Source organism: Streptomyces capillispiralis (genome assembly GCF_007829875.1).
GTDB lineage: Bacteria > Actinomycetota > Actinomycetes > Streptomycetales > Streptomycetaceae > Streptomyces > Streptomyces capillispiralis.
Map to the genome: position 1 here is coordinate 1,198,705 of NZ_VIWV01000001.1, position 17,584 is coordinate 1,216,288.

Genomic DNA, 17,584 nt, shown 5'->3' on the forward strand with positions numbered 1-17,584 from the left:
CGATCCCCTTGCGGGGCAAGCGTTTTCGGGCAGCGCGGGGTAGGGCGGTGGCGGTGTGTGTGGTGCCTGGTACCGGTGAACTGGTCCGTGCGGTGGAGCGGGTGGGGTGGTGCCGGTGCGGTGTACGTCGCGGTGGAGCAGGTGCGGCGTACGACGCGGTGGAGCAGGTGCGGGTGCGGCGTACGACGCGGTGGTGCGGCTCGGTGGAGCGGGCGCGGTGGTGGCCGTGCCGTGAAGGTGCTTACGCGGGTGAGAACAGGTGGTCGCTGATGAGCCGGGCCGCGCCGATGACTCCGGCGGTGGGTCCCAACTCGCCCAGGACGATGGGCAGGTTGCCGGTGGCCAGGGGCAGTGACTGTCGGTAGACCTGGGTGCGGATCGCGGCGAGCAGGGTGTGCCCGAGGCCGGTCACCCCACCGCCGATCACCACCAGGCCGGGGTTGAAGAAGCTGACCAGGCCGGCGATGACCTGGCCGGTGCGGTTGCCGCCCTCGCGGATCAGATCGAGGGCGGTGGCGTCACCGGCCGCGGCCGCGGCGGCGACGTCGACGGCGCTGAGTGTGCCGTTCGACTCCAGCCGGCCGGCGAGTTCGGCGGAGAGCCGCTGTTCGGCGGCTTCCATGGCGTCCCTCGCGAGGGCCGCGCCGGAGAAGTGCGCCTCCAGGCAGCCCCGGTTGCCGCAGGCGCACGGGCGGCCGTCGGGCACGGCCTGGATGTGCCCGATGTCGCCCGCGCTGCCCGTCGTACCGCGGTAGACCTCACCGCCGACGACGATGCCGCAGCCGATGCCCGTTCCGATCTTGACGACGAGGAAGTCGTGCACGGTGCGGGCGACGCCCGCGTGCTGCTCCCCCATCGCCATCAGGTTCACGTCGTTGTCGACCATGACCGGGCAGCCGAGGTCCTGGCTGAGCGCCTCCCGCACGGGGAAGCCGTCCCAGCCGGGCATGATCGGCGGAGCCACGGGGATGCCCTCGGGGAAGCGGACCGGGCCCGGGACGCCGATGCCGGCGCCGTCGAACCCCTCCGCGAGCCCCGAGGCCCGCAGCTTCGCCGCCATGGACAGCACTTGCTCGAAGACCACGACCGGGCCCTCGCGCACGTCCATGGGCTGGTTGATGTGTCCCAGGATCTCCAGTTCGGCGTTGGTGACGGCGACGTCGACCGAGGTCGCGCCGATGTCGACGCCGAGGAACCGCAGGTGCGGGTTGAGCCGGATGTTGTGGGAGCGCCGGCCGCCGCGCGAGGCGGCGAGTCCGTCGGCCACGACGAGATCCGTCTCCAGCAGCCGGTCCACCTCCACGGCCAGTTTCGACCGGGAGAGGTCGACCTGGTCGCCGAGCTGGGCCCGGGAGTTGGGGCCACCGTCGCGCAGCAGCCTGAGCAGTCGGGCCTGGTGAGCGTTGGCGGGTCGCGCGGTCATACGTCTCACGAGCCCCTCCCCGCCTCGATCGGCCTGTGCGCGCCGGATTCCGGCCACGTGTGTGTGGCGTGCTTTCGGATGGGAAAGTAGCAGCGCCTGCCGGAGGTGGGAAGAAGTCGCGCAGGAATTGGCCCCTACTTTTTCCACTCACAGGACAAAGGAGCGCGCGGGGACGCCTCAACAAGGGGCAAAGGGTGCGAACCGACGCGCCGGAGGGCTCAGGACTTCGAGCGCGCGTGGTACGAGCGGCGGGTGTGTTCGGTGTGTTCGCGCATGAGCCCGGTCGCCAGCTGCTCGTCGCGGGCGGTGATGGCGGCGATCATCTCGCGGTGCTCCACCCAGGACTGCGCCCCGCGCTGGCGGGCGACCGGCGTGTAGTACCAGCGCACGCGCCGGTCGACCTGGGCGGCTAGCTCCGCCAGCACGGCGTTGCCGGCGAGCTCCATGATCTTGGCGTGGAAGCGGGCGTTGAGGGCGACGGCGGCGTCCACGTCGTCGGCGTCGACGGCCTTCAGGCCCTCGGCGAGGATCGCCTCCAGCACCTCGATGCCCGCGCTGTCGGCGTGCCTCGCGGCGAGCCGGGCCGCCTCGGCCTCCAGCAGCGTGCGGACGGTGAGGAGCTGGTCGGCCTCCTCCTCCGTGGGCTCGTGCACGAACGCGCCCTGCGCGGGCCGCAGATCGACCCACCCCTCGGTGTTGAGCCGCTGCAGCGCCTCGCGCACCGGCTGGCGGGAGACGCCGAGGTGCCCGGCGAGCTCGCTCTCGACCAGGTGCTGGCCCGGCTGGAGGGCGCGGGTGGTGATGAGTTCGAGCAGTGCCTCGTAGACACGGTCGCGCAGCGGGCCGGGCCGTTCGAGCCTGGGCACCGCCCCCTGGGGCAGTCCTGCCGACAACATCGCGGTCCCCCTCCTCGGCGGCGCCGCTCACCGCCACGCACGCCGGTGTCACCGCCACGCCAGTAGTGATTGTCTTTCGTCTACAGTCTACGGCGCACACCGGCGAGTGGGGCGAGGAGTGTCCGCGGGCCGGCGAGTCGGCCTCGTCACACCCCTCCGGGGGATGCGCGCGGAGCCGCTCAGGGGCAGCGCACGACCTGTCCCGCGTACGACAGGTTCCCACCGAAGCCGAAGAGCAGCACCGGCTGCCCGGTCGACACCGCGCCCTGTTCGACGAGCTTGGAGAAGGCCAGCGGGATGCTGGCGGCCGAGGTGTTCCCGGACTCGACGACATCGCGGGCGACGACGGCGTTGACGGCGCCGATCCGGCGCGCGAGGGGTTCGATGATCCGCAGGTTGGCCTGGTGCAGCACCACGCCGGCCAGGTCCTCCGGCGCCAGCCCGGACTTCTCGCAGGCCTGGCGGGCGACGACGGGCAGCTGGGTGGCCGCCCAGCGGTAGACGCTCTGGCCCTCCTGGGCGAACCGCGGGGGCGTGCCCTCGATCCGTACCGCGCGCCCCATCTCGGGCACCGAGCCCCACAGCACCGGGCCGATGCCCGGCTCCTGGCCCGGCGCACAGGCCTCCACCACGGCGGCGCCCGCCCCGTCCCCGACGAGCACGCAGGTGGAGCGGTCGGTCCAGTCGGTCACGTCGGTCATCTTGTCGGCGCCGACGACCAGCACCCGGCTCGCGCCGCCGGCCCGGACGGCGTGGTCGGCGGTGGCGAGGGCGTGGGTGAAGCCGGCGCACACCACGTTGATGTCCATGACGGCGGGCCCCGGCATGCCGAGGCGGGCCGCGACCCGGGCGGCCATGTTGGGCGAGCGGTCGATCGCGGTGGAGGTGGCGACCAGGACCATGTCGATCTCGGCGGGGGTCCGGCCGGCCGCCGCCAGCGCCTTGGCGGCGGCGTGCGCGGCCAGCTCGTCGACCGGCTCGTCGGGGCCGGCGACGTGCCGGGTGCGGATGCCCACCCGGCTGGTGATCCACGCGTCGCTGGTGTCGACCATGCCCGCCAGGTCCTCGTTGGTGAGGACCCGGGCGGGCTGGTAGTGGCCGACGGCGGCGATGCGCGAGCCGATCATGGGTGCTTCCCCCTTGTGGGTCAGTTGCGGGATGCACCAGTCTGATCAGTGACTCACCGGTACGACGGCAGGTGAAGCGACAGGAAACCGGTGCCTGCCTTGTCGGCTTCCGTCAGACCTGGCGGGGGCCGCGCGGGGGGGCGGGGCTGTCAGCCGGTGAACAGCTGTGTCGCCTTGCGCACGAGCTCGTACAGCCCGTAGGCGAGCGGCACGCCCACCCACAGCCAGGCGAAGGTGATCAGCCCGCGGCGGCCGGGGCTAGGCGGACTCTGGCTGCTCTCGCCGGTCATCGGCGGCCTCCTTCGGCGTCTCGGGGCTCTGGACGTGGTGGCGGGGGTGGACGGGCCGGACGAGTTCGTTGGCGACGAAGCCGACGACGAGCAGCCCGATCATGATCATCAGTGACGTCCCGTACAGGGACGGGCCGTGCCGGCCGGCCTCCTCCTGCCGGTCGGCGACCCAGTTGACGATCAGCGGGCCGAGCACGCCGGCCGTGGACCAGGCGGTGAGCAGCCGGCCGTGGATGGCACCCACCTGGTAGGTGCCGAAGAGGTCCTTCAGATACGCCGGGACGGTGGCGAAGCCGCCGCCGTAGAAGGAGAGGATCACCAGGGCGCACAGGACGAACAGCGGTGTGGAGGAGTCGCCCAGCAGCGCGATGAGCGCGTACATCAGCGCGCCGACGCCGAGGTAGACGCGGTAGATGTTCTTGCGGCCGATCAGGTCGGAGGTGGTCGACCAGCCGATGCGGCCAGCCATGTTCGCCGCCGAGAGCAGGGCGACGAACCCGGCGGCGGCCGTCGCCGACACCGGCGTGGAGGTGTCGGCGAAGAAGTCGGTGATCATCGGGGCGGCCTTCTCCAGGATGCCGATGCCCGCGGTGACGTTCATGGTGAGCACGATCCACAGCAGCCAGAACTGCGGGGTGCGCACGGCGGAGCGGGCCGAGACCTGCGGTCCGCCGGCCGCGGCGGGCGCGCCGGGCACCGGGCGGTCGGTGCGCGGCACCCGCACCAGCACCACGCCGAGCAGCATGAACACGGCGTACGTCAGTCCGTGCACCAGGAAGGCGAGCGCGATGCCGGTGCTGTCGCTGCCGAAGGAGTCGAGCATCCGCGCCGACCAGGGCGAGGCGATCAGCGCGCCGCCGCCGAAGCCCATGATGGCGATGCCGGTGGCCATGCCGGGCCGGTCCGGGAACCACTTGATGAGCGTGGAGACGGGCGAGATGTAGCCGATGCCCAGGCCGACGCCGCCGACGAAGCCGTAGCCGAACACGATCAGCCAGTACTGCTCGGTGGCCGCGCCCAGCGCGGAGAGCAGGAAGCCGGAGGAGAAGCAGACCAGGGCGACGGTCATCGCCCAGCGCGGGCCCCGGCGTTCGACGAGGGTGCCGCCGAACGCGGCGGACAGGCCGAGCATGACGATGCCGAGCTGGAAGGGCAGCGCGCTCTGGGTGCCGCTGAGGCCGAGCGCGGACTCCAGCGGCGGTTTGAACACGCTCCACGCGTACGCCTGGCCGATGGAGAGGTGGACGGAGAGCGCGGCGGGCGGAACGAGCCAGCGGCTCCAGCCCGGGGGTGCGACGGGGGGACTCATGAGTCCCCAACCGTAGGGAGCGAAGTGGCCCTTGAGAAGGCAGTTGAGCAGACAACCACTGGTGCTGCACAAAGCCTTGCTGGGGCCACCTCCATACTGTAGACAATATTTCGTCGACAGAGATTCGGCAGTTCCCGTCATCCCTCGGTATCCCTCGACCGGACGGAGCTCCCCTCGCCATGAAAGTCGCAGTCCTCGGCGCCGGGGCGATCGGCGCCTACGTCGGTGCCGCGCTCCACCGTGCGGGCGCCGACGTGCATCTCATCGCCCGTGGACCGCATCTGGCGGCCATGAGGCGGTACGGAGTGCGGGTGCGCAGCCCCCGCGGTGACTTCACCGCCCATCCCCACGCCACCGACGACCCGGCCGAAGTGGGCCCGGCCGACTACGTGTTCCTGGGGCTGAAGGCCCACTCGTACGCGGCGTGCGGGCCGCTGATCGAGCCGCTGCTGCACACCACCACGGCCGTGGTGGCCGCCCAGAACGGCATTCCCTGGTGGTACTTCCACCGGCACGGCGGGCCGTACGACGGCCGCCGCCTGGAGAGTGTGGACCCCGACGGCGCGGTCAGTGCGGTGCTCGCGCCCGAACGGGCCGTCGGCTGCGTCGTCTACGCGGCCACCGAACTCGAACAGCCCGGGGTCGTCCGGCACGTGGAGGGCACCCGCTTCTCCCTCGGCGAGCCCGACCGGAGCGTCTCCCCGCGCTGTCGGGCGCTGAGCGAGGCGATGCGGGCGGGCGGCCTGAAGTGCCCGGTCGAGCCGGACCTGCGCAACGACATCTGGCTGAAGCTGCTGGGCAACATCTCCTTCAACCCGATCAGCGCCCTCGCGCGCGCCACCATGCGGCAGATGTGCCTGCACGGCGGCACCCGCCGGGTCATCGAGACCATGATGGCCGAGACCCTGACGGTCGCCGGCGCCCTCGGCTGCGAGGTCGGCGTCTCCATCGAACGCCGGCTCGCGGGCGCCGAGAAGGTCGGCGACCACCGCACCTCCACGCTCCAGGACCTGGAACGCGGCAAGCCGCTCGAACTCGACGTGCTGCTCGCGGCCGTGGTCGAGCTGGCGGAGATCACCGGCGTCCCGGTGCCCACCCTGCGCACCGTGCACGCCCTGTCGGACCTGCTCGCGCTGAGGAGCGCCGCATGAGCGAACGCGAACCGAACCGACCCGGCCCGGAACGACGGGACCGGAGGCAACCGAACCCGAACCCACGCGACCGGAGCCCGAAGACCTACACCCGCCTCACCCACCCGCTCGTCCGGGACACGCGCGACGCGCCGTTCCGCCGGGCGACGTGGGACGAGGCCCTGGACCGTGCCGCCCGGGGATTCCGGGCGGCGCGGGGCGCGTTCGGCATGTTCTCCTGCGCCCGCGCCACCAACGAGATGAACTACGTGGCGCAGAAGTTCGCCCGGGTCGTCATGGGCACCCACAACGTCGACTCCTGCAACCGCACCTGCCACGCCCCGTCCGTGGCGGGTCTGTCGGCCGCGTTCGGCTCGGGCGGCGGGACGTCGTCATACGAGGAGATCGAGCACACCGACGTCATCGTGATGTGGGGCTCCAACGCCCGCTTCGCCCACCCGATCTTCTTCCAGCACGTGCTGAGGGGGATACGCAACGGGGCCCGGATGTACGCGGTCGACCCACGGCGGACGTCGACGGCCGAGTGGGCGGAGAGCTGGCTGGGCCTGAACGTCGGCACCGACATCCCGATGGCGCACGCGATCGGCCGCGAGATCATCCACGCGGGCCTGGTCGACGAGGCGTTCGTGCGGCGGGCGACCACCGGCTTCGACGCGTACAAGGCGCTGGTCGAACCGTGGACGCTGTCCCTGGCCGAGAAGGTGACGGGCGTACCCGCCGCCGCCATACGGGAGTTGGCGCACGCCTACGCCCGCGTCGAACGCGCCCAGCTCTGCTGGACCCTCGGCATCACCGAGCACCACAACGGCACCGACAACGTCCGGGCCCTGATCAACCTCTCCCTGCTCACCGGCCACGTCGGCCGCTACGGCTCGGGGCTCCAGCCGCTGCGCGGCCAGAACAACGTGCAGGGCGGCGGCGACATGGGCGCCATCCCCAACCGCCTCCCCGGCTTCCAGGACATCCTCGACGCCGGCACCCGGGCGAAGTTCGAGTCCGCCTGGGACACCGTCATCCAGCCGCGCTACGGGCTGAACCTGACGGAGATGTTCGAGGCGATGGAGGACGGCTCGCTGCGGGCGGTGTACTGCATCGGCGAGAACCCGGCCCAGTCGGAGGCGGACAGCGAACAGGCCGTACGACGGCTGCGGCAGCTGGACTTCCTGGTGGTGCAGGACATCTTCCTGACGAAGACCGCCGCACTCGCCGACGTCGTCCTGCCCGCGACCGCCGGCTGGGCGGAGACCGAGGGCACCACCACCAACAGCGAGCGGCGGGTGCAGCGGGTCCGCCGGGCCGTGGTCCCGCCCGGTGAGGCGCGCGAGGACATCGACATCCTCTGCGACCTCGCCGTCCGCCTCGGCCACGACTGGAAGTACGCCGACGCCGAGGCCGTCTGGAACGAGCTGCGCTCGCTCTCCCCCGACCACCACGGCATGACGTACGAGCGCCTGGAGGAGCACCAGGGCATCCAGTGGCCCTGCCCCCGCACGGACGCGCTCGAACCGCCGTACCTGCACGGCCGGTTGTGGGACCCGGACCCGGCGGCGCGCGGCCGGCCCGCGCCGTTCGGCATCGTGCGGCACGACCCGCCGGTGGACCTCACCGACGAGGAGTACCCGATCCGGCTGACCACGGGCCGGCGCCTCGACTCCTACAACACCGGTGTGCAGAGCGGTGGTTACGCCTCGCCGCTGCGCCGGGGCGAGTCCGTCGAGCTGAGCCCGGAGGACGCCGAGCGGTACGGCGTCGTGGTCGGCGAGCGGGTGCGGGTGACCTCGCGGCGCGGGTCGGTGCTGGCGCCGGTGTGGGTCGACACCGCGCTACGGCCGGGGCTCGCGTTCATGACGTTCCACTTTCCCGACGAGGTGGACACCAACCGGCTGACGATCGAGGCGAACTGCCCGATCGCGGGGACGGCGGAGTTCAAGGCGTCGGCGATCCGGATCGACAAGCTCCCGGCTCCGACACACGTGAGGTGAGCACCAGTGGACCTGCACTTCGGTGACAGCAAGCCCACCGACGAGGAACGGGCGGCGGTCGACGCGCTGCTCGGGCCGCCCGAGTCCTCCTGGGAAGGCGCCGACCGCTCCGACGCGGACCTCAGGTGGGCCCGCGGCGGCCGGGCGGCCCGCGACCGCCGCGACCTGCTGCTGCCGGGGCTGCACGCCCTCAACGACCGGGTCGGCTGGATCAGCGAGGGCGCCCTGGACTACCTGTGCCGCCGGCTGACGGTGCCCCCGGCGGAGGCGTACGGCGTCGCCACGTTCTACGCGATGTTCTCGGTCCGCCCCCGCCCCGCGACCGTCCTGCACGTCTGCACCGACCTGGCGTGCACGGCGGCCGGGGCGGCCGGGCTGTGCGCGGGCGTCGAGGCACGCCTGGGCCCGGGCAGCGGCGTACAGGTCGAACGCGGCCCCTGCCTGGGCCTGTGCGAACGGGCACCGGCGGCCCTGGTGATCCGGGCCGGGGAGGATCCGGCCGGCCCGGCGCCCGGGAACCCGGGCGGAAAGGTGCCGACCGGCCCGGCTCACGGGGATCAGGCCGGGGGGAATGCGGCCGGGAAGGATCCGGCCCGTCCGGCGTTCGCGGGGGAGGCCGTTCCGGCCGGAGGGGTGCCTGGCGGCTCGGCCCCCGGGGCCGGAAGCGGGGCCGGGGACACGGCCCCCGGGGCCGGAAGCAGGGCCAGGGACACGACTCCCGGCGTCGGAAGCAGGGCCAGGGACACGACTCCCGGCGTCGGAAGCAGGGCCAGGGACACGACTCCCGGCGTCGGAAGCAGGGCCAGGGACACGACTCCCGGGTGGCGGCGGGACATCCCACGCGCCACCGCCGTCGTCGCCCCCGCCACCCCCGACGCCACCGTCGCAGCGGCCACCGCCCCCGAGAACGCCCCCGCCGAACCCCCGCCCGCCGCGGCCGTCCCCCAGGCCGGCGATCCCGCCCTCACGCTGCTCCGCCGCGTCGGCACCACCGACCCCGCCTCCCTCGACGACTACCGGGCGAACGGCGGCTACGCCGCCCTGCGCCGCGCCTTCGCCCTCGGCCCCGCCGGCGTGATCCGCGAGGTCACCGACTCCGGGCTGCTCGGGCGCGGCGGCGCCGCCTTCCCCACCGGCCGCAAGTGGCAGGCCACCGCCTCCCAGCCGGACCACCCGCACTACCTCGTCTGCAACGCCGACGAGTCCGAACCGGGCACCTTCAAGGACCGCGTCCTCATGGAGGGCGACCCGTACGCCCTGGTCGAGGCGATGACCATCGCGGCGTACGCGACCGGCGCCCACCGGGGCTACCTGTACCTGCGCGGTGAATACCCGAGGGCCCTGCACCGCATGGAGCACGCCATCGGCCGGGCCCGCGCCCGGGGTCTGCTCGGCGACGACATCCTCGGCCAGGGCCACTCCTTCGACATCGAGATCCGGCGCGGCGCGGGCGCCTACATCTGCGGCGAGGAGACGGCCCTGTTCAACTCCATCGAGGGCCACCGGGGCGAGCCGCGCTCCAAGCCCCCCTTCCCGGTGGAGAAGGGCCTGTTCGGCAAGCCGACGGTCGAGAACAACGTGGAGACCCTCGTCAACGTCCTGCCGGTCCTCACCATGGGCGCCCCGGCCTACGCGGCGATCGGCACCGAGAGGTCCACCGGGCCGAAGCTGTTCTGCGTCTCCGGCAGCGTGGCCCGCCCCGGCGTCTACGAACTCCCCTTCGGCGCGACACTGGGCGAACTCCTCACCCTCGCCGGTGTGCGGGACAACCTGCGGGCGGTCCTCCTCGGCGGCGCCGCCGGCGGCTTCGTACGCCCGGACGAGCTGGACATCCCGCTCACCTTCGAAGGCACCCGGGAGGCGGGCACCACCCTCGGTTCCGGGGTCGTCATGGCCTTCGACGACACCGTCCCGCTGCCCCGCCTCCTGCTGCGCATCGCCGAGTTCTTCCGCGACGAGTCGTGCGGCCAGTGCGTGCCCTGCCGGGTGGGCACCGTGCGCCAGGAGGAGGCGCTGCACCGGATCGTGGAGCGCACCGGCGCCGACGCCGCCGGGGACGTCGCCCTGCTGCGCGAGGTCGGCCGCGCGATGCGGGACGCCTCGATCTGCGGTCTCGGACAGACCGCGTGGAACGCCGTGGAATCCGCCATCGACCGTCTGGGGGCGTACGAATGACCGTGACACCGCTGGGGATTCCCCGACGGCTGCTGGAGTTCACCCTCGACGGGGAGCCGGTCCGCGCGCCCGAGGGGTCGACGATCCTGGACGCCTGCCGGGCCGCGGGCAAGGACATCCCGACGCTGTGCGAGGGCGACACACTGACCCCGAAGAACGCCTGCCGGGTCTGTGTGGTGGAGGTCGAGGGCTCGCGCACCCTCGTGCCCGCCTGCTCGCGCAGGGCGGAGCCGGGCATGCGGGTGCGCACCGGCACCGAGCGGGCCCGGCACAGCCGCAAGGTCGTGCTGGAACTCCTCGCCTCCTCCGTCGACCTGTCGACCACCCCCCGGGTCGCCGCATGGCTCAAGGAGTACGAGGCGAAACCGGACCGCTTCGGCCCGGACGCGGCCCGGCTCAACGAGGAGCCGAAGGTCGACAACGACCTCTACGTGCGCGACTACGACAAGTGCATCCTCTGCTACAAGTGCGTGGACGCCTGCGGCGACCAGTGGCAGAACACCTTCGCGATCTCGGTCGCCGGCCGGGGTTTCGACGCGCGGATCGCGGTCGAGCACGACGCCCCGCTCACCGACTCGGCGTGCGTGTACTGCGGGAACTGCATCGAGGTGTGCCCCACGGGCGCGCTGTCGTTCAAGTCGGAGTTCGACATGCGCGCGGCGGGTACATGGGACGAGGCGCGGCAGACGGAGACGACGACCGTGTGCGCGTACTGCGGAGTGGGCTGCAACCTCACCCTCCATGTGCAGGACAATGAGATCGTGAAGGTCACCTCGCCGCACGACAACCCGGTGACCCACGGCAACCTGTGCATCAAGGGCCGCTTCGGCTACCAGCACGTACAGAACCGGGACTGATCGGGGCTGAAGGACACATGGGACGAGTCACGGAACGACGCAAGGTGCTCCGCATCCGGGACGGGGCGGTCTCCAGCCGCCCCGACACACTCGTCGCCGAGGAACCCCTGGAGATCCGGCTGAACGGCAAGCCGCTGGCGATCACCATGCGCACACCGGGCGACGACTTCGCGCTGGCGGCCGGCTTCCTGGTGAGCGAGGGCGTGCTCGCCGCCGCGTCGGACCTGCGGAACATCGTCTACTGCGCCGGGGCCACCGCCGACGGTTCCAACACCTACAACGTGGTGGACGTGCAGACCGCGCCCGGCGTGGTGATCCCGGACATCACGCTCGAACGCAACGTGTACACCACGTCCTCCTGCGGCCTGTGCGGCAAGGCCAGCCTGGACGCGGTCCGCACCACGGCCCGCCACCCCATCGCCGACACTCCCCCGCTGCGCGTGACCCCGGAGCTGCTGGCGAGCCTGCCCGACCGGCTGCGCGCGGCCCAGCGGGTCTTCGACCGCACGGGCGGACTGCACGCGGCGGCCCTGTTCGACGAGGGCGGTGAACTGCTCGACGTCCGGGAGGACGTGGGCCGGCACAACGCGGTCGACAAGCTGGTCGGCCGTGCCCTGCAAGGCGGGAACCTGCCGCTGTCGCGGACGATCCTGCTGGTCTCCGGACGGGCCTCGTTCGAGCTGGCGCAGAAGGCCGTCATGGCCGGGATCCCGATGCTGGCGGCGGTCTCGGCGCCGTCCTCGCTCGCCGTCGACCTGGCGGCGGAGACGGGTCTGACGCTGGTGGGCTTCCTGCGGGGCAGTTCCATGAACGTGTACGCGGGTGAGGACCGCATCGCCCTGCGGGCCGCGGCCGCCCGCGGCTGACCGGTCCCCTCGCTGCACGGCGGCGGGGCCCCTGCCGGCGGGGAGCGCCCCCTGCGCCGCGGGGTCCCGCCTCAGCCGTCCCCCCAAAGGCGCCATGGACCGGGGCCGTGGCAGCCACTAACGTCCCGGAGCGTGCCCGACGACGCAGCACGAGCACGACGGCGGACGGGGACCGGGATCGCCCTGGCGCTGGCCCTGGTCCTCGGGGCGGTGCTGGTCACCGGTCTGCCGGAGGACGACGGCCGTTCACCGGGCGGCGCCGGCTGCCGGCCGCGTACGGTCGCGTCCGTCACCGCCGACGACGCCCTGACCTCCGAGTTCGCCCGCTACGGTGACGACGCCGCCCGCACCGACGACTGGACCGGCGGGGACGGCACCCACTCGGTGCGGCTGCCGGACGGCCGGCTGCTGTGGCTGTTCTCGGACACCTATCTGGGCCGGGTGCACCGCCCGCCCAACCCGGTCGGCGAGTCCACCGCCTGGCGGGACACCACGGCCCCGCTGGTGCGCAACTCGGCCGTGCTGATGCGCGACGGCCGCCTGGAGGGCACGCTTCCCGCCCCGCTCTTCCCCGACCCGGCGCCGGACCGGTGGCGCTGGCCGGTCGCCGCCCGGGTCGAGCCGCGCTCCCCCGGTTCCGCCGAGCGGGTCGTCCGGGTGCTGCTGTGGGTGCGTACGGCCGGGCAGCCGCCGTGGATCTACGGCGTGCCCACCGCCACCGAGGTCGCCACGCTCTCCCTGCCGGACCTGCGGCTGGAGTCGGTCGTGACGGTGCACGACCAGCGGCGGGTCGCCGACCCGTCCCGGCGGGTGCTGTTCGGGACCACCCTGGTCGGGGAGGACGGCTGGACGTACGTCTTCGGCGGCGACGACGGGAGGCCCGCCGCCCGCCCGGCCTCCCACGCGTACGTGGCCCGCGTTCCCGAGGGCGGGCTCGGCGATCCGGCGGCCTGGGAGTACTGGAACGGCTCGGACTGGCAGAGCCGGGCCCGCCCGCGCCCGGTGCTCGGCGACGGGCGGCGCACCGGTGTGGGCAGCGCGTTCTCCGTGGTGCGGGACGGCGGGACGTATGTGCTGTTCACGATGGCCGCGGGCGCCGAGGGGCTGACCACGGTGGCGTCGTACTGGTCCTGCTCGCCGACCGGGCCGTGGCACGGACCGGTGGAGGCGTTCGCCCCCGCGCTGCCCGGGGACGGGACGGCGGCCTACAACCCGCAGACGCACCCGGAGCTGAGCGGCGACGGGCGGCTGGTGCTCAGCTACGACGTCAACTGGCTGGAGACGACCGGCGCGGCCGTGATGCTCAGCCGGAACGTGTCCCTGTACCGACCTCGGTTCGTGACCGTCCGGCTGGGTCCGGGACGGTGACCTCCGCCTCCGGGTCGCGGGACCGGCGCTTGGCGATCACCGCGCACACCATCAGCTGCATCTGGTGGAAGAGCATCAGCGGCAGCACGGCGAGCGAGGCCTCGGCCCCGAACAGCACGCTCGCCATGGGCAGCCCGGCGGCCAGCGACTTCTTGGAGCCGGCGAACTGGATGGCGATCCGGTCCTCCCGGCCGAACCGCAGCGCCTTCGCGCCGTACCAGGTCAGCAGGAGCATCACGGCGAGCAGCACGGCCTCCACGGCGAGCAGTCCGCCGAGCCGGGCCGGGCTCACCCGGTCCCAGACGCCCTGCACCACGCCCGCGCTGAACGCGGTGTAGACGACGAGCAGGATCGAGCCGCGGTCGACCAGCCCCAGCACCTTGCGGTGCCGGGAGACGAAGGAGCCGATCCAGCGGCGCATGAGCTGCCCGGCGACGAACGGCGCCAGCAGCTGCAGGACGATCTTCAGCACCGAGTCGGCGGAGAACCCGCCCCCGCTGCCGCCGAGCACCGTCGCCGCGAGCAGCGGGGTGACGACGATGCCGACCAGTGAGGAGAAGGAGCCGGCGCAGATCGCGGCGGGCACGTTGCCGCGGGCGATCGAGGTGAACGCGATCGACGACTGGATGGTGGACGGGACCAGGGTGAGGAAGAGCAGCCCTTGGTACAGCGGGTCGGTCAGCAGCACCGGAACGAGTCCGCGGGCGGCCAGGCCCAGCACCGGGAAGACGACGAAGGTGCAGGCCAGCACGGTGACGTGGAGCCGCCAGTGCTTCAGCCCGTCCAGCGCCTCACGGGTGGAGAGCCGGGCTCCGTAGAGGAAGAAGAGCAGGGCCACGGCGGCCGTGGAGGCGCCGGAGGCGACGTCGGCGCCGGTCCCGCGGGCCGGGAGCAGCGCGGCGAGCCCCACCGTCCCGAGCAGGAGCAGGATGTAGGGGTCGATCGGCATCCGGCTCGGCGGGCGCAGGCGTTTCACGGGGCTCCACTGCTTCATGTGCTCGGTGGCGGGTTCGGGAGGCCGAGGGCCCCCTCTCCATCGTGCTCCCTCCCGCCGTGATCGGGAATCCGGTATACCGCTCTCACTGTCATCACGTTCCACGATGACCGCGTAGGCTGCCCGGTATGTACGACCCCACGCAGCTGCGGACCTTCCTGTCGGTGGCGCAGACGCTGAGCTTCACCCAGGCGGCGCGGCGGCTCGGGCTGCGCCAGTCGACCGTGAGCCAGCACGTGCGGCGGCTGGAGGAGGCCGCCGGGCGGCAGCTGTTCACCCGGGACACCCACTCGGTGGAGCTGACCGAGGACGGCGAGGCGATGCTCGGTTTCGCGCGGCGCATCCTGGACGTGCACGAGCAGGCGGCGCAGTTCTTCACCGGCACCCGGCTGCGCGGCCGGCTGCGGTTCGGCGCGTCGGAGGACTTCGTGCTGACGCGGCTCCCGGAGATCCTCGAGCGGTTCCGGCACGAGCACCCGGAGGTCGATCTGGAGCTGACGGTCGAGCTGTCGGGCACCCTGCACGAGCAGCTCGCGGCGGGCCGGCTGGACGTGGTGCTGGCCAAGCGGCTGCCGGAGGATCCGCGGGGCGAGCTGGTGTGGCACGACGAGCTGGTGTGGATCGGCGCGCCGGGGCTGCGGCTGGACCCCGGCCGTCCGGTGCCGCTGATCGTCTACCCGCCGCCGGGCATCACCCGGGCCCTGGCCCTGCGGGCGCTGGAGCGGGAGGGCCGTCAGTGGCGCATCGTGTGCACCAGCGGCAGCCTGAACGGTCTGCTCGCGGCGGCCCGTGCCGGGCTCGGGGTGATGGTGCACTCACGCGGGCTTATCCCGCCGGGGCTGGTGCGGATGCCGGAGCGGGCGGGACTGCCGGAGCCGGGCGAGGTGGACTTCGTGGTGGTGCACGGCCGACGCCGCCCCTCCGCGCGGGGCGCGGCCGACGCCCTGGCGGCGGCAATCCTCGCGGGCGGCGACCGGCTGCACCGGGGCGGGCGGCGGTGACGTTTCGGCCCGCCCGTGCGCTGACCTGAGGGGGCGGTTCCGCGACCCCAAGGGCCGGTCATGCGGGCGTACAGATTCGGTGGAGATTACGGCACCGGAACTTACTCCACCGTCAGGTTTCCGCCCGGCACCTCCCCGTCTGCGCGCATATTTCCGTCACCGACCAGCGTGAACGGGAGCCGCACCCGCGCCGCGACCCCCTCCCGCCCCGTGGCCGTGTGGGGTAGCTTTCACGGCGCTGTGCGGGACGACGCCGTCGCCGCACCAGTCCGGGCGCTGAGGAGCGGGGAGCGGGATTGCGCGAGTTCACCAACCCTGCGTTGCCGTTGGCACCTCCGGTGGGCGGTCTGGCCGACGTGGTCTTCACGTACGCCGACGAGGACCCGTCGTACGTCGCGCTCGGCCGCAAGGACGACTCCGGCCGGTGGCGCGACGTGACCAGCGCCGAGTTCCGCGACGAGGTGCTCGCCCTCGCCAAGGGCCTGCTCGCGGGCGGGATCCGGTTCGGCGACCGGGTCGCGATCATGTCCCGCACCCGGTACGAGTGGACGCTGTTCGACTTCGCGCTGTGGACGATCGGCGCACAGGTCGTCCCCGTCTACCCCACCTCCTCCGCCGAGCAGTGCTGCTGGATGCTGTACGACGCCGAGGTGACGGCCGCGGTCGTGGAACACGAGGACCACGCGATGACCATCGCCACCGTCATCGACCGGCTGCCGGCCATGCGCCGGCTGTGGCAGCTCGACGCGGGCGCGGTGCAGGAGCTGTACGACGCCGGCGCGCACCTGGACGACGAGGTGGTGCACCGGCACCGGCAGGCGGTCACGCCCGACTCCGTGGCGACGATCATCTACACCTCGGGCACCACCGGCCGCCCCAAGGGCTGTGTGATCACGCACGGCAGCTTCATGTACGAGGCGGACACCGTCATCGAGCGCTGGGAGCCGGTGTTCCACTCCCGCCGGGGCGACCAGGCGGCGACGCTGCTGTTCCTGCCGCTCGCGCACGTCTTCGGGCGGATGGTGCAGGTCGCCGGGATCCGCGGGAAGGTGAAGTTCGGCCATCAGCCGCAGCTGAACGCGGCGGCCCTGCTGCCCGACCTGGCCGAGTTCCGGCCGACGTTCTTCCTGGCCGTGCCGTACATCTTCGAGAAGGTGTTCAACGCGGCGCGGCGCAAGGCGGAGCGGGAGGGGCGCTCGGGGCCGTTCGAGAAGGCCGTCGAGGTGGCGATCAAGTACGCGGACGCCGTCGAGTCCCGGGCCTGGGGCACCGGTCCGGGGCCGTCCGCGGCGCTGCGGATGCAGCACCAGCTCTTCGACAAACTCGTCTACTCCAAGATCCGCGCCGCGATGGGCGGCAGGATCCGGCAGGCCATGTCGGGCGGCTCGGCGATGGACCGGCGGCTCGGGCTGTTCTTCGCGGGCGCGGGCGTCCGCGTCTACGAGGGGTACGGCCTGACCGAGTCGACGGCGGCGGCCACCGCCAACCCGCCCGAGCGCACCCGCTACGGCACGGTCGGCCAGCCGATTCCCGGGGTCACCGTGCACATCGCGGACGACGGCGAGATCTGGCTGCGCGGCGACAACATCTTCGCGGGCTACCTGAACAACCCCAAGGCCACCGACGAGGCCCTGCACGAGGGCTGGCTGGCCACCGGTGACCTCGGCTCGCTGGACGAGGACGGCTATCTGACCATCACCGGGCGCAAGAAGGAGATCCTGGTGACCTCGGGCGGCAAGAGCGTCTCGCCGGGGGTGCTGGAGGAGCGGGTGCGGGACCATCCGCTGGTCAACCAGTGCATCCTCGTCGGCAACGACCGTCCGTACATCGCCGCCCTGGTCACCCTCGACCAGGAGGCCGTCGAGCACTGGCTGGCGATGCGCGGCAAGCCACGGATGCCGCCGGTGGAGCTGGTGCGCGACACGGAGCTGGAGACGGAGGTGCGGCGCGCGGTGGTCGCCGCGAACACCCTGGTCTCCCAGGCCGAGTCGATCCGCACGTTCCGGATCCTGGCGCAGCCGTTCACCGAGGAGCACGGACTGCTCACGCCGTCGCTGAAGCTGAAGCGGAAGGCGATCGAGAAGGCGTACGCGCGCGAGGTCGAGGCGCTCTACCAGGCATGAATCCGGCCGTCAGGAATGCGGC

The 17,584-nt window shown here is 72.7% G+C and carries 14 protein-coding genes; 8 read left to right on the top strand and 6 right to left on the bottom strand.

Annotation, left to right across the window (positions count from 1 at the left end; translation table 11 throughout):
- Positions 1-241 precede the first annotated feature (241 nt).
- The 5 genes from FHX78_RS04720 to FHX78_RS04735 all read right to left on the bottom strand — a co-directional run bounded on the left by FHX78_RS04720 (position 242) and on the right by FHX78_RS04735 (position 5,045).
- Complete coding sequence (locus FHX78_RS04720; RefSeq protein WP_145871644.1) at positions 242-1,423, bottom strand: ROK family protein; 1,182 nt, start codon at positions 1,421-1,423, stop codon at positions 242-244.
- 218 nt (positions 1,424-1,641) lie between these two features.
- On the bottom strand, positions 1,642-2,319 hold the full coding sequence (locus tag FHX78_RS04725) for a GntR family transcriptional regulator (RefSeq protein WP_145866205.1): 678 nt from the start codon (positions 2,317-2,319) through the stop codon (positions 1,642-1,644).
- 179 nt (positions 2,320-2,498) lie between these two features.
- Positions 2,499-3,446, bottom strand: a complete 948-nt coding sequence (locus tag FHX78_RS04730) for a beta-ketoacyl-ACP synthase III (RefSeq protein ID WP_145866206.1) — start codon at positions 3,444-3,446, stop codon at positions 2,499-2,501.
- A gap of 149 nt (positions 3,447-3,595) precedes the next feature.
- Positions 3,596-3,736, bottom strand: coding sequence for an MFS transporter small subunit (locus FHX78_RS36675; RefSeq protein ID WP_167531681.1), 141 nt, complete (start codon positions 3,734-3,736; stop codon positions 3,596-3,598).
- Positions 3,705-5,045, bottom strand: a complete 1,341-nt coding sequence (locus FHX78_RS04735) for an OFA family MFS transporter (protein WP_145866207.1) — start codon at positions 5,043-5,045, stop codon at positions 3,705-3,707. The genes FHX78_RS36675 and FHX78_RS04735 overlap by 32 nt, the downstream gene beginning before the upstream one ends.
- 179 nt (positions 5,046-5,224) lie before the next feature.
- On the opposite strand from FHX78_RS04735, the gene FHX78_RS04740 reads away from it, so the two are divergent.
- The 6 genes from FHX78_RS04740 (at position 5,225) to FHX78_RS04765 (ending at position 13,444) form a co-directional block, all read left to right on the top strand.
- Positions 5,225-6,196 (top strand): 2-dehydropantoate 2-reductase, encoded by a 972-nt coding sequence (locus FHX78_RS04740; protein ID WP_145866208.1) that lies wholly within the window; start codon positions 5,225-5,227, stop codon positions 6,194-6,196.
- Positions 6,193-8,178, top strand: a complete 1,986-nt coding sequence (locus FHX78_RS04745) for a molybdopterin oxidoreductase family protein (protein WP_229924009.1) — start codon at positions 6,193-6,195, stop codon at positions 8,176-8,178. Before FHX78_RS04740 ends, FHX78_RS04745 begins: the two co-directional genes overlap by 4 nt.
- A 6-nt stretch (positions 8,179-8,184) precedes the next feature.
- A complete protein-coding gene (locus FHX78_RS04750) occupies positions 8,185-10,353 on the top strand; it encodes an NADH-ubiquinone oxidoreductase-F iron-sulfur binding region domain-containing protein (RefSeq protein WP_167531682.1) in 2,169 nt (722 codons plus the stop codon).
- Positions 10,350-11,210 carry a 2Fe-2S iron-sulfur cluster-binding protein gene (locus FHX78_RS04755; protein ID WP_145866209.1) on the top strand — a complete coding sequence of 287 codons (861 nt, stop codon included), beginning with the start codon at positions 10,350-10,352 and terminating at the stop codon, positions 11,208-11,210. The genes FHX78_RS04750 and FHX78_RS04755 overlap by 4 nt, the downstream gene beginning before the upstream one ends.
- 17 nt (positions 11,211-11,227) lie before the next feature.
- Positions 11,228-12,076, top strand: coding sequence for a formate dehydrogenase accessory sulfurtransferase FdhD (gene fdhD / locus FHX78_RS04760; protein WP_145866210.1), 849 nt, complete (start codon positions 11,228-11,230; stop codon positions 12,074-12,076).
- 132 nt (positions 12,077-12,208) lie between these two features.
- Positions 12,209-13,444: a DUF4185 domain-containing protein gene (locus tag FHX78_RS04765; protein WP_145866211.1), complete on the top strand. Its 1,236-nt coding sequence runs from the start codon at positions 12,209-12,211 to the stop codon at positions 13,442-13,444.
- On the opposite strand, the gene FHX78_RS04770 is transcribed toward FHX78_RS04765, so the two are convergent.
- A complete protein-coding gene (locus tag FHX78_RS04770; RefSeq protein WP_167531947.1) occupies positions 13,380-14,393 on the bottom strand; it encodes a bile acid:sodium symporter family protein in 1,014 nt (337 codons plus the stop codon). The two genes, FHX78_RS04765 and FHX78_RS04770, sit on opposite strands and share 65 nt — an antisense overlap.
- 173 nt (positions 14,394-14,566) lie before the next feature.
- On the opposite strand from FHX78_RS04770, the gene FHX78_RS04775 reads away from it, so the two are divergent.
- A complete protein-coding gene (locus tag FHX78_RS04775) occupies positions 14,567-15,439 on the top strand; it encodes a LysR family transcriptional regulator (protein ID WP_145866213.1) in 873 nt (290 codons plus the stop codon).
- A 296-nt stretch (positions 15,440-15,735) separates the two neighbouring features.
- A complete protein-coding gene (locus FHX78_RS04780; RefSeq protein ID WP_145866214.1) occupies positions 15,736-17,562 on the top strand; it encodes an AMP-dependent synthetase/ligase in 1,827 nt (608 codons plus the stop codon).
- Positions 17,563-17,584 lie beyond the last annotated feature (22 nt).